This window comes from Streptomyces sp. NPDC015144, from assembly GCF_043079735.1.
GTDB lineage: Bacteria > Actinomycetota > Actinomycetes > Streptomycetales > Streptomycetaceae > Streptomyces.
The window spans coordinates 61,023-74,077 of record NZ_JBIBUU010000016.1 but is presented as its reverse complement, the minus strand read 5'-3'; the positions used below and the strand labels follow the sequence as shown (position 1 = coordinate 74,077).

The following is a 13,055-nucleotide window of genomic DNA, read 5'->3' as shown; positions in this document are numbered from 1 at the left end:
CGAAGCGCCTCTTCCGCCTACTCTTCCCCGCATGGCTCCGGCGCAGGGACACTTCTCCGATCGAACCGACGACGCTGACGGCAAGGACAGCGAGGAGGGCGGTTTCGTCCCGCCCGCGTTCCGGTCGGCGGTGGACGCCTTGCACGCGGCGCGGCTCCGCCCCGAGCTGGAGGTGGAACCGACCCGGCCGCCCCGGCGGCTGGCCCCGTTCGCGTACGCGCTGGAGGCGGCGGTCGTCGACGGCGAGGACGATCTGGCCGACGGCCGTCTGGTGCTGCTCCACGACCCGGCCGGGCACGATGCCTGGCAGGGCGCCTTCCGGCTGGTCACGCTGGTGCGGGCCGAGCTGGAGCCGGAGATGGCCGCCGATCCGCTGCTGCCCGAGGTGTGCTGGTCCTGGCTGACCGGTGCGCTGGAGGCGCGCGGCCTGTCGTACGGGGAGGCCGGGGGGACGGTGACCCGGGCGGGTTCGCACTACTTCGGCACGCTGGAGACGCGGCGTCCGGCGACCCAGATCGAGATCCGGGCGTCCTGGACGCCGAGGGAGGGCCGGGGCGGGGTCCCGGACGCCGCCGCGCACCTGATGGCCTGGGGCGATCTGCTCTGCCAGATCGCCGGTCTGCCGCCCTCGGGGCCGGTGGACGCGGCGGTGGTGACGCTCCCCCAGCGGCGCGGCCCCCAGGTCTCCTGAGCGGCCCGCACCCCTCCGAACCGCACAATCTTCCGAATGGCCGAAAACGGGCTGTGCCGGTCACTGCGCGTCACCCATGTCGCCCAGTCACCGGCACTTTTTTCGTACAATCGATCGTGCGCCCGATTTGCCCGAATTGTTACGCATCAAATCGCGATCATCCCCTAAAGGAGCAGGGTCCTGCTGCCGAAGAGGTCAATGACCCTTCAAGCACGGTTCGCCCCGGCCCACCACTGAGCCGGCCCGTCCCGCCACTCCCCAGGAGGCCTGGTGTCCGTTCTCCTAGAGCAGCCCGCAAGCCTGGTCGCCTACCGCCCGAACAAGCCGACGGCCATGGTCGTCGTGGCCGACCCGCGCGTCCGTTCCACCGTCACCCGCCATCTGTGGGCACTCGGAGTACGTGACGTCATCGAGGCGTCGTCCATCGCGGAGGCCCGTCCCCGCGTCGGCAACCCGCGCGACATCTGCGTAGCCGACGTCCACCTGCCCGACGGTTCCGGGCTGACCCTGCTGTCCGAGACCCGGGCGGCCGGCTGGCCGAACGGCCTCGCCCTGTCCGCCGCCGACGACATCGGCGCCGTCCGCAACGCCCTCGCGGGCGGCGTGAAGGGCTACGTCGTCACCGGAACACGAACCAATATCGGCCACCCCGCCCGCCCCGGCGTCGCGCCCATCGGCGCCAACGCCGCCCGTATGCACCGACGCCCGCCGGGCGCCTCCGGCCACCCCGGCGGCTACCGCGAACTGTCCGGCCGCGAGGTGGAGGTGCTCCGGCTGGTCGCCGAGGGCCAGTCCAACAAGGCCATCGGCGTCTCGATGGGCCTGTCCGCGCTCACCGTCAAGAGCCACCTCGCCCGGATCGCCCGCAAGCTCGGCACCGGCGACCGCGCGGGCATGGTCGCCGTCGCGCTGCGTACCGGGATCATCCACTGACACCCGCACCGGACCGCGCGCACGGCCACGGCCCGGCTGGTTTGTGCTCATCGGTGCCCGTCGGCGGAACGTTCCGTCGACGGGCTCCGTGCATACACGGATACCCTTGACACGTGACCGACGCCCAAGAGACCGCAGCAGACAGTTCACTGCGAACCACCGGGGGCGCTCCCCCGGACGACGTCGCCCCGGCGCCGATCCCCTTGCTCGAACCGCGCGAGGGCATTCCCCCGGTGGTGGCGTCCGAGGACGCGCTGGCCCGGGTGGTCGCCGCCTTCGCCCGCGGGTCGGGGCCGGTGGCCGTCGACGCCGAGCGGGCCTCGGGTTACCGCTACGGCCAGCGCGCCTATCTGGTGCAGCTGCGCCGGGAGGGCGCCGGCAGTGCGCTGATCGACCCGGTCGGCTGCCCCGACCTGTCCGGACTCGGCGAGGTCCTGACCGGCAGCGAGTGGATCCTGCACGCCGCCACCCAGGACCTGCCGTGTCTGCGCGAGATAGGGATGACCCCCACCGGGCTCTTCGACACCGAGCTGGCCGGCCGGCTGGCCGGCTTCCCGCGCGTCGGCCTCGGCGCCATGGTGGAGAACGTGCTCGGTTTCTCCCTGGAGAAGGGGCACTCCGCCGTCGACTGGTCGACCCGTCCGCTGCCCGACCCCTGGCTGCGCTACGCGGCGCTCGACGTCGAGCTGCTGATCGACCTGCGCGACGCCCTGGAGGACGAGCTCGACCGGCAGGGCAAGCTGGAGTGGGCGCGCGAGGAGTTCGACGCGATCGCCGCCGCCCCGCCCGCTCCTCCGCGCAAGGACCCCTGGCGACGCACCTCCGGCATGCACAAGGTCCGCCGCCGCCGTCAGATGGCGGCGGTCCGGGAGCTGTGGACCGCGCGCGACCAGGTCGCCCGGCGCCGCGACGTCTCCCCGGGCAAGGTGCTGGGCGACGCCGCGATCATCGAGGCGGCCCTCGCGCTCCCGCCGAACGTCCAGGCCCTGACCGCGCTCCCCGGCTTCGGCCACCGCATGGGGCGGCGCCAGCTGGAGCAGTGGCAGGCGGCCGTCGACCGGGCCAAGGCGCTGCCGGAGTCCGAGCTGCCGCAGCCCGGCCAGGCGCTCACCGGCCCGCCGCCGCCCCGCGCCTGGGCGGACAAGGACCCCGCGGCGGCGGCCCGGCTCTCGGCCGCCCGCACCGCGGTGTCGGAGCTCGCCGAGCGGCTGCACATGCCGCAGGAGAACCTGATCACCCCGGACACGGTGCGCCGGCTCTGCTGGGAGCCGCCCAAGCACCCGACGCCGGACGCGGTGGAGACCGCGCTCGCCGGGTACGGGGCGCGCCGCTGGCAGATCGAGCAGGTGGCCCCGCTGCTGCTGCGCGCGCTGTCGTCGGCCGCCTGAGCCGGCCGCACCGGGGGCGTAATCGCGCCAGGTTCCCGACCCGTACGCGCCCGAACGCCGGACGGACCGATTCCGGCCCGTCCGGCGTTCGGCGTTCCCGGGGCCGGGACCGGGGGCGGGGCCGTGTGACCTTCGCCGCTCCCGGCGCAGGGGGTGGGCAGTCTGGTTACCCGCAAGTAGCATGTGGGGAGCAGCACGCTTCCGGGCGTGCCGCGCAGCAGTGCCATCCCGCACCCTGGAGGAGAGCCACCGTGCCTCGTACCATCCGGGACGTCGTCTTCGTCGACGGCGTCCGTACCCCGTTCGGCAAAGCGGGCCCGAAGGGCATCTACCACGAGACCCGCGCCGACGATCTCGTCGTGAAGGCCATCCGGGAGCTGCTGCGCCGCAACCCGGACCTGGACCCCGCGCGGATCGACGAGGTCGCCATCGCCGCGACCACCCAGATCGGTGACCAGGGTCTGACCCTGGGCCGCACGGCGGGCATCCTGGCGGGTCTGCCGCAGTCCGTGCCCGGCTACTCGATCGACCGCATGTGCGCGGGCGCCCTGACCGCCGTCACCACGACGGCCGGTTCGATCGCCTTCGGCGCGTACGACGTCGTGGTCGCCGGCGGTGTCGAGCACATGGGCCGCCACCCGATGGGCGAGGGCGTGGACCCGAACCCGCGCTTCGTCTCGGAGAAGCTGGTCGACGAGTCCGCCCTCTTCATGGGGATGACCGCGGAGAACCTGCACGACCGCTACCCGCAGATCACCAAGGCCCGCGCCGACGAGTACGCGGTGCGCTCGCAGGAGAAGGCCGCCAAGGCGTACGCCGACGGCAAGATCCAGCAGGACCTGGTGCCGATCTCGGTCCGCCGCACCAACGCCGAGGCCGGGGAGACCGGCTGGGGCCTGGTCACCGCCGACGAGCCGATGCGCCCGGGGACGACCCTGGAGTCGCTCGCCGGTCTGAAGACCCCGTTCCGTCCGCACGGCCGGGTCACCGCCGGTAACGCCGCCGGGCTCAACGACGGCGCCACCGCCTCGCTGCTCGCCGCCGAGGACGTCGCCCGCGAGCTGGGCCTCCCGGTCAAGATGCGGCTGGTCAGCTACGCCTTCGCCGGTGTCGAGCCGGAGGTCATGGGCTACGGCCCGATCCCCGCGACCGAGAAGGCCCTGGCCCAGGCCGGTCTGACGATCGACGACATCGGTCTGTTCGAGATCAACGAGGCGTTCGCCGTCCAGGTGCTCGCCTTCCTCGACCACTACGGCATCGCCGACGACGACCCGAGGGTCAACCAGTACGGCGGCGCCATCGCCTACGGTCACCCGCTGGCCTCCTCGGGCGTGCGTCTGATGACCCAGCTGGCCCGGCAGTTCGAGGAGCAGCCCGAGGTCCGCTACGGCATCACCACCATGTGCGTCGGCTTCGGCATGGGCGCGACGGTCGTCTGGGAGAACCCGAACTTCAACGGAGGCAACAAGTGAGCTCCACCGCTGAGCTTCTGAAGGGTGCGGCCGAGCTGTTCCCCGACGAGGTCGTCACCCAGGCGCACGTACGCCACCTGGACCTCCCGGCCGGTGCGGGCCGCTTCGCCCTCATCACGCTGGACAACGGCCTGGACCACACCAAGCCGACCACCTTCGGACCGCAGTCGCTGGCGAACCTGAACGCCGCGATCGACCAGGTCGAGAAGGAGGCCGCCGAGGGTGCGATCACCGGGGTCGGCATCACCGGCAAGCCGTTCATCTTCGCCGTCGGCGCCGACCTCAAGGGCGTCGAGCTGCTGAAGAACCACGACGACGCGCTGGCCATCGGCAAGGGCGGCCACGACGTGTTCCGGCGCCTGTCCGGCCTCGCGGTCCCGACGTTCGCTTACTACAACGGCGCGGCGATGGGCGGCGGTGTCGAGGTCGGGCTGCACTGCTCGTACCGGACCGTCTCCAAGGCGCTGCCCGCCTTCTCGCTGCCCGAGGTCTTCCTCGGTCTGGTCCCGGGCTGGGGCGGCTGCGCGCTGCTTCCCAACCTGATCGGTGCCGACCGCGCGGTCTCGGTCATCATCGAGAACTCGCTGAACCAGAACCGTCAGCTCAGGGGCAAGCAGGTCTTCGAGCTCGGCATCGCCGACGCGCTCTTCGAGGGCGCGGACTTCCTGGAGCGGTCGCTGGTCTGGACGGCGGACGTGCTGAACGGCACGGTCACCGTGGAGCGTCCCGAGGTCGACCGCGGCGAGGCCTGGGACGAGGCCGTCGCGCGCGGCCGGGCCATCGCCGACTCCAAGGTGCACGGTGCGGCCCCGGCCGCGTACCGCGCGCTGGAGATCATCGAGGCGGCCAAGGACGGCGACCTGGGCGCCGGCTTCGACGCCGAGGACCGGGCCCTCGCGGACCTGATCATGGGCGGCGAGCTGCGCTCGGGGATCTACTCCTTCAACCTGGTCCAGAAGCGCGCCAAGCGCCCGGCCGGTGCCCCGGACAAGAACCTGGCCCGCCCGGTCACCAAGGTCGGTGTCGTCGGTGCCGGTCTGATGGCCTCGCAGCTGGCGCTGCTCTTCCTGCGCCGCCTGGAGGTGCCGGTCGTGCTGACCGACATCGACCAGGAGCGGGTCGACAAGGGCGTGGGCTACGTCCACTCCGAGATCGAGAAGCTGCTCGGCAAGGGCCGGATCAACCAGGACAAGGCCAACCGCCTGAAGGCCCTGGTCACGGGCGTGCTGGACAAGGCGGAGGGTTTCTCCGACGCCGACTTCATCATCGAGGCCGTCTTCGAGGAGATCGGCGTCAAGCAGCAGGTGTTCGCGGAGGTCGAGGCGGTCGCCCCGGCGCACGCGATCCTCGCCACCAACACCTCCTCGCTCTCGGTCACCGAGATGGCGTCGAAGCTGAAGCACCCCGAGCGGGTCGTCGGCTTCCACTTCTTCAACCCGGTCGCGATCCTGCCGCTGCTGGAGATCGTCCGCGGCGAGCGGACCGACGACGCCTCGCTGGCCACGGCCTTCGGTGTGGCGCGGAAGCTGAAGAAGACCGCGGTGCTGGTGAAGGACGCCCCGGCGTTCGTCGTCAACCGCATCCTCACCCGCTTCATGGGCGAGATCCAGAACGTCATCGACGAGGGCACCCCGGTCGCCGTCGCCGAGCGGGCCGTCGAGCCGCTGGGTCTGCCGATGTCGCCGCTGGTGCTGCTGGAACTGGTCGGCCCGGCCATCGGTCTGCATGTCTCGGAGACCCTGAACCGCGCCTTCCCGGACCGGTTCACCGTCTCGGAGAACCTCGCGGCCGTCGTCAAGGCCGGCAAGCGCGGCTTCTACGTCTACGACTCCGGGAAGCCGGAGCTGGACCCGGAGGTCGCTGCCCTCCTCAAGCAGGGCGACGTCGTCCTGTCCGAGGAGCAGGTGCGCGACCGGGTGCTGGACGCGGTGGCGCAGGAGATCGGTCTGATGCTGGACGAGGGCGTCGTCGCCGAGGCCCAGGACATCGACCTCTGCCTGATCACCGGCGCCGGCTGGCCCTTCCACCTGGGCGGCATCACGCCGTACCTGGACCGTGAGGGCGTCTCGGAGCGGATGAACGGGAAGAAGTTCCTCGCGCAGGGCGTGGCCAGCGTTCCCGCGTAACCACCCTTCGCCGACGCGACGGCGGGCCGCACGGAGATCGTTCCGTGCGGCCCGTTCCGCTGTCCGGGGGCCGTCTCACCAGGCGGGGAGCGCCGGATAGTGCGCGCAGTCCGGGCCGCAGGAGGCGCGCGCGGACATCGAGGTGTGCAGCCAGCTGTCCTCGGGAACGCCGTGCACCCTCAGCTCCAGCCGTGCCGGGGGCGAGTGGATGGCGCTGAACACGGCGACGAACTCCACCTCGTAGGTGCCCGGCCGCCAGTCGTGGGGGTGGGTGACCCGCCAGCTCCCGTCGTCCTGGACCGGGGCCTCGGCGATCAGCCGCCCCTGCTCCAGCACCATGACCTTGTCGGTGCCGCGCGCGGCCGTGCCCGAGAACCGGGGGCGGGGGCCGCTCCAGGCACCCTTGCGCGGGCCGATCACCTCGGGCGCCGCCAGCCGGTCGACGACCTCGAACTCGGTCTCCGCCGCGGTGGACACCCCCGGGCCGACGAGGGCGACCGCGGTCACCTTGTGCCGCCCGGCGGGCCATCGCACGGCGCGCCGCCACTGCCACCCCCCGTCCCCGTCGGTGCGGGTGCCGCCGAGGTACTCCCCCTCCTCGAAGAGGAGTACGTAGTCGGCGCCCTCGGGAGCCGTGCCGGTCAGTTTGCGCGCGGCACCGACCGGTTCGCCGAAGGACGGGGACGTCACGGCCGGGGCGGCGGACGTCACGGGCGGGGAGGTCAGCGCGAGCTGCGGCTGCTGCACGGTGAACTCGGGCTGCACGGGCGGCAGTTGTCCGGGCGCCAGGCTCTGGACGTCCACCAGGCCGGGTGGCAGCCCCGGCACGGCGGCCAGTCCGGCCGCCACCAGCCGCGCCGCCTCCCGGGCCCCCTCGTGGTTGAAGTGCGAGGCGTCGACGATGCCCTTCGGATGCGCCGGGTGCTCCCCCGGGTCCAGCCACCGGAACAGGCCCCGGGCCCGTGTGGGCCCCAGCTCGGTGAGGAGCCCGGTGGTGGCGGCGTTCATGTCGACGACCGGGCAGCCGGTCTCCGCCGCGGCCTCCAGGGTCAGCCGGGCGTATCCGTCGTGGCTGTCCACCACGGCGCCCCGGGCGTCGAAGACGCAGCGGGCCGCCGGGGTCACCAGGACCGGCACGGCTCCCTCGGCCCTCAGCGCCTCGACGTACAGCCGCAGGTACTCCTTGTACTCCCGCGGGCCGTGGTACCGGTTGAGCTGGTTGATCCGCTGCTCGACATGGCCGAAGGCGACGAGGACGAGGTCACCGGGGCCGACGAGGGTGAGCAGCGCGGCGAACCGGCCCGTGAAGTAGTCCCGCAGCGTCATGGCGTCGCGCGCGTAGTTGCGGATGTCGCAGTCGGGGCCCAGGAACTCCCCGAGGTACTGGCCCCAGCCCGCGAGCGGGGACTCCTCCTCGGTGCGGGAGGCGGCCACCGAGTTGCCGATGACGCAGATCTTTCGCATGGTCTCTTCTTCTCGTGTCCGTGGTCGGGTGGTCCGGGCCGGGGTCAGGCCGCGTGCCAGGGGCCGAACCCGGGGTCCGGCCAGGACGTGTCCTGCCTCGTCCAGTGCAGCCGTCCGTCCGTGCCGAACACGGCGACGACCGCCCGGCCGTGCGCGTCGGCGGCGACCGCCGGTGCCCCGGTCATGACGATCTCGTGGTGTTCCCAGTCGGGCGGCGCGGTGGTCCGCCCGTCCGTGGGGAGCACGGTCACCGCGGGCCTGCTCCGCTCGTCCCGGCGGGCGACGACCAGGAGGTCCCGCTCCGGGGTGAGCAGCCGGGCGGCGGCGACCGCCCCGGTGCCGCCGTCGTCGCTGAGCCGGTCCACCCGCTGCTCCCACGTCCCGTTGGGGCGCTGCCGGTGGCGCATCACCGCTCCGGAGTCCTCCTCCCGGTAGAACAGCGCGACACGGTTGCGGCCGACCTGTACGGGGGTCAGGCCGGAGGCCGGGCGCCAGCTCTCCGGCACCCCGGTGACCAGCTGGTCCTCCAGCTTGAACGGTCCGTAGACGGCCTCCTGCCGCCACCGCACCCCGCCGGTGCGGTTGGTGGCGTACATGTCGATGCGGCCGGTGGAGCGCGCCACCGCGGTCAGGGAGTCCTGCATCCAGCGCCCGCCGAGCACCTCCCAGGCGGTGAGCCCCTCCGGCGTCTCGCGGCGCATGCTGACGCCCACGGAGAAGTTCCGTACGAAGACATGGAGGTGACCGGCCGGGTCGACCACGGCGGCGGGGACCCCGGCCTCGCGGCACCGCCGCCAGTCCCCGGTGGCCTCGTCGGGGTTGCCGAGGGACTCCCAGGGCAGCACGGAACCGGTGTGCCCCTGGCGCCACATGCGGACCACGTCGACATCGGCCCGGCCCTCGGGGCCCTGGACGCGCCGCAGTCCGACGAGGTGGACGCCCCCGGTGCGGTCGGGGGCGACGGCGAGGCACGGCAGGAGGTCACCGCCCGGCAGCAGCAGCGGCCCCTCGAAGTGTCCGCCGCCCGCCTCGGTCTCCGTCCACACGGCGGCCTGGTCGCCGAGGACGGTGTACGCGGCGAGCCGGCCGTCGCCCTGCCGGTGCAGCCACTGGGTGCCCTGGGGGTAGCGGCTGCGGGTGCTCCAGCCGTAGCGGCGGATGTCGGCCCCGTCGCCGAGCTGGAGGTCGCCGCAGTGGCGGTGCGCGCACGGGTGGCCGTCGGCGCCCGCGTACACGTCGATCAGGGACTTCTTGAGCGCGTGGGAGCGTTCGCTGAGGTTGCTCGGCCAGTTCTTGTTGCCGTAGCCGGTGAAGTGCTCGGTCAGCGGCGGGCGGCTTCCGGCGCGCAGGTGGCGGCGGAGCGCCTCGCGGGCGAACTGGGCGGTGGCGGTGTGGTCGGCGTGGTCGCTGGAGGTGATGCCGCGGCCCTCGTCGTACGACTCGTGCAGCGGGTCCGGGTCCATGGTCCACAGCAGCGTGGGCCGGGCGTAGGAGAGGAGCTGGGTGAGCGCGGCGACGACGTCCTCGCGGCCGAGTTCCTGCGGCTGGTGCAGCGCGGACCCGGCGGCGAGGAGGGTGGGCTGGCGGGCGGCGCGCCCGTCCCACAGGCTGGTCAGCCGGGCCTGCGGCCCGTCCGCGGGGAAGCCGTGCGCGGTGTCCGCCATCCGCAGCCCCAGGAAGAAGAGCTGCACGTGCGGCGCCTGCTCCAGGTAGAACCGCTCGGCGGCCACGCCCGGAACGAGCTCGACCGGCTCCCGGGTCCAGGGGGCCTCCCGGTCGCCGAGGACCATGGTGGCGTAGGCGGCGCACAGACCGTTCTGGCGGGCCTCCATGTAGCCGGCGAAGTCGACCGGGGCCTGGTCCCGCAGCGGGTCGCGGGTGTCCACGTTGCGTCCGTCGGCCTCACCGGCCGTGAGGTAGACGCTGGTGACGCGGTGGCCCGCGGCCAGCACCCGGTACAGGTCGGGGTTGACGAAGTAGAGGTCGTCGTCGGCGTGGGCGAACACCTGGAACAGGGAGGTGGAGCTCGCCTCGGGGGGCTGGGTCATGGTCGGTCGGTGCTCCGATCGGGCGCGGCGGGCGGACGGCGGGCGGCGTGGGGCGCGCTCACAGCGGCCACTGCGGCAGTTGTCCGGCGTGGAAGCGCTGGTTGCGCGGGGAGCCGGCCTCGAACTGGCTGGCCACCGGGAAGTACGAGGGCAGGAACGCCGCCAGGACGGCGTCCTGCTCGTCCTCGGTGACATCGCCGTCGTGGTAGTCGTTCAGGCAGAAGACGTCGTGCGGGCGGTTGAGCTGGAGGCGGGAGAGCCGCTGCTTGTGCTCGCTCAGTCCCACGTTGACGAAGCCGCAGTTGATGCTGCCCGGCGCCGAACGCTGGGTGTGGAAGCCGTAGTAGTGGTGCAGCGAGGAGGCGATCGCCAGGTCGGAGTGGCTGCGGAACCGGCCGGCGGCGGTCGCCGCGACGGCCTGCGGGTAGGAACGTTCGATGTCGGCGAGGACGCTGCGGCGCAGCGGGTGCGGCGCGTGCAGGAAGGAGTGCGCGAGGAACTGCCCGAAGGTGTCGGCTATCAGGGCGCGGTTGTTCTTGGCGGCGCTCATGTTGAACTCGTCGGTGCCCTCTGTCGGCCCCATGGGCACGGTCGTGGGGGACATGAAGTGCTTGGCGACGCCGTTGCTGTGGAAGAACATGCCCGGCTGGAGCACCCGGCCGATGAACACGTCGTCGTTGAAGTACAGGAAGTGCTCGGACAGCCCGTCGATGCGGTGCAGCTGGCTCTCGATGGCGTGCGAGTTGTACGTGGGCAGCACCGACGGGTCGGCGAAGATCTCCCGGTGGTCGACGACCCGGACCCTCGGGTGGTCCACGTCGAGCCAGTCCGGGACCTGCTGGTCGGTGACCAGGTGGATGGTGCGGATCCACGGGGCGTACATGTCGATGGAGCGCAGCGAGTAGCGCAGTTCGTCGCGGTCGCGGAAGCGGGCGGCGCTGCTCGCGGAGTCCTCGGTCTCCATGCCGAGGGCGCGCATCACCGCGTTCTTCCGCTCCAGCCAGGCGACGTCGCCGCCGTCGACCCAGGTGTACACGGCGTCGACGGGGAAGTCGACGTCCCCGTGGACGGTGCGGGCGTACGGCTCGATGGTGGGGTAGGTGCGTCCGCCCAGCACCGTCTGGGTCTGGTGCATGGTCCGGGTGGGCACCTTGTCCCCGACCACGGTGCGGACCGGGGAGACCATCATCCGCGGGTCCTCGGGGTCCTCCTCCCAGAAGTTGATCGTGCAGCCGTAGACCCCGGCGAGGCGGAGGGTGCGGGCGGGGCTGACGGTGTTCTGGTAGACGCGGACGGCCGGGCAGGCGGTCTGGGCGTGGCGTTCGGCGAAGGCGGCGAGGACCGTGGCGGTCGGGCTCTGGCGTTCGTTGAGCAGCGCCACGTAGACGGCGCTGCTGCCGTGGGTCGCGGTGAGCGCCTTGAGGACGAGCTCCCGGTTGGAGCTGTGGACGGCGACGGCGTGCCGGACGTTGGTGTCCCGGGTGACGAAGTACGGGATCCGGGCCTGTTCCAGGGCCGTGGCGACCAGCGCCAGGTTGTGCTGGACGACGTCCCAGGGCGATTCGGCGGTCATCCGGCGGCACAGCTGTCCGCCGTCGCGTACGAGGCCCCGGTCGGACCGGAGCAGCCGGTCCTCCAGGGCGCGCTGCTCCTTGGTGTCGACCGTGGTGGCGGGGGCCGGGGCGGCCGGGCGGAGGATTCCCTCCTGGCCGCTCATCAGGGAGTGCAGGGCCTGTCGCTCCGCCTTGCGGGCCTCGCGCTGTCCGGAGGCCCGTTCGCTCTCCAGTCCGGCGAAGACGTCCTCCCACATCGCGGTCACCACGGGCGGGGCGAGCCGGGCCACGGATTCGGCGGCCGCGCGCCCCATGCCGTGCCGCAGCGGGGCGTCCTCGATGAGCCGGATGAGCGCCCGGGCGGCGGCGTCGGTGTCGTTGGCCGGGACGAGGATGCCGGTCCGTCCGTCGAGGACGACCTCGCGGGGGCCGTTGGGGCAGTCGTAGGAGACGACGGGGACACCGGCGGCCTGGGCCTCGGTCAGCACGAGGGGGAACGCCTCGTTGCGGGAGGTCATCAGGGCGATGCTGGCCTTGGCCCATTCCTCGGCCAGGTGCGGGGAGTTGCCGTTGAGCTGGACGCTGTCGTGCAGGCCGAGCACGTCGATCTGGCGCCGCAGGGCGCCGCTGAGCGGGCCGTCGCCGAAGATGCGCAGGGTCCAGGTGGGGTGGTGGCGGGCCACGGTGTGCCAGATGGTGATGGCGTGGTCGATCTGCTTCTCGCCGACCAGCCGGCCCGCGATGACGACGGTCCGGGTCTCCAGGGTGGAGCGTGGCCGGAAGCCGCGCGGCAGGGCGTTGGGGACGACGTCGATGCGCGGTGCGCTGTGGCCGAGGGTCTCGGCGAACCAGTCGCGGGTGCGGTTGCTGAGTACGGCGAGGGCGTCCAGGCGGGAGGCGTAGCGCAGCAGCGGTTCGGCGCTGGGGCCGCGCAGTTCGGAGACCCGGTGCTCCTGGTGGAGCGTCATCACGTGCGGGGGCGCGAGCTGCACCGCGAGCGCCATGAGCGCCGGTGTGGTGGTGATGAGGAGATCGGTGTCGGTGTGCTGGAGCGCGTACTCCAGTTCCAGGTCGGTCAGCCGGTTGAAGGCCGCTTCCCAGGCGGGGTCCACCAGGGTGCTCGGCCGGTCGGCCACCTGCGCCCACGCCTCGTCGGCCAGGCCGGTGGGGCGGACCGGGACGGGGGTGGGCCCGGTCCGGTCGATGAGGTAGTCGACGCGGACGCGCTCGTCGATCGGGAAGAACAGTTCCGTCCGGGTCCTGAGGATGCTCAGGACCCGGACGTCGTGGTTGCCGGCGAGTTCGGCCGCCTGGTTGAACACGGCCCGTTCGGTGCCGCCGACGGCGTCCGCGGTGAGCAGGAGAAAGGTGATCTTCATG

At 72.6% G+C, this 13,055-nt stretch carries 8 protein-coding genes; 5 read left to right on the top strand and 3 right to left on the bottom strand.

The features are described 5' to 3' along the window. Positions 1-31 precede the first annotated feature (31 nt). The 5 genes from ACF08W_RS25240 to ACF08W_RS25220 all read left to right on the top strand — a co-directional run bounded on the left by ACF08W_RS25240 (position 32) and on the right by ACF08W_RS25220 (position 6,610). Positions 32-691, top strand: a complete 660-nt coding sequence (locus ACF08W_RS25240) for a DUF3000 domain-containing protein (protein ID WP_392280617.1) — start codon at positions 32-34, stop codon at positions 689-691. A gap of 270 nt (positions 692-961) precedes the next feature. Then, a complete protein-coding gene (locus tag ACF08W_RS25235) occupies positions 962-1,624 on the top strand; it encodes a LuxR C-terminal-related transcriptional regulator (protein ID WP_392280616.1) in 663 nt (220 codons plus the stop codon). Between the two features lie 113 nt (positions 1,625-1,737). Continuing rightward, entirely contained in the window at positions 1,738-3,012 is a 1,275-nt protein-coding gene (locus ACF08W_RS25230) for a ribonuclease D (RefSeq protein WP_352273072.1), read from the top strand. Between the two features lie 251 nt (positions 3,013-3,263). Further along, entirely contained in the window at positions 3,264-4,484 is a 1,221-nt protein-coding gene (locus tag ACF08W_RS25225; RefSeq protein ID WP_352273073.1) for an acetyl-CoA C-acyltransferase, read from the top strand. Further along, positions 4,481-6,610, top strand: a complete 2,130-nt coding sequence (locus ACF08W_RS25220) for a 3-hydroxyacyl-CoA dehydrogenase NAD-binding domain-containing protein (protein WP_392280615.1) — start codon at positions 4,481-4,483, stop codon at positions 6,608-6,610. The genes ACF08W_RS25225 and ACF08W_RS25220 overlap by 4 nt, the downstream gene beginning before the upstream one ends. Positions 6,611-6,685: 75 nt before the next feature. On the opposite strand, the gene ACF08W_RS25215 is transcribed toward ACF08W_RS25220, so the two are convergent. Genes ACF08W_RS25215 through ACF08W_RS25205 form a run of 3 tightly spaced genes read right to left on the bottom strand, consistent with a single transcriptional unit; the run spans position 6,686 to position 13,054 of the window. Further along, on the bottom strand, positions 6,686-8,074 hold the full coding sequence (locus ACF08W_RS25215) for a GDSL-type esterase/lipase family protein (protein ID WP_392280614.1): 1,389 nt from the start codon (positions 8,072-8,074) through the stop codon (positions 6,686-6,688). Between the two features lie 44 nt (positions 8,075-8,118). After that, positions 8,119-10,122 (bottom strand): PIG-L family deacetylase, encoded by a 2,004-nt coding sequence (locus ACF08W_RS25210; protein WP_392280613.1) that lies wholly within the window; start codon positions 10,120-10,122, stop codon positions 8,119-8,121. A gap of 58 nt (positions 10,123-10,180) precedes the next feature. Next, positions 10,181-13,054 (bottom strand): stealth conserved region 3 domain-containing protein, encoded by a 2,874-nt coding sequence (locus ACF08W_RS25205; protein WP_392280612.1) that lies wholly within the window; start codon positions 13,052-13,054, stop codon positions 10,181-10,183. Position 13,055: the final 1 nt, after the last annotated feature.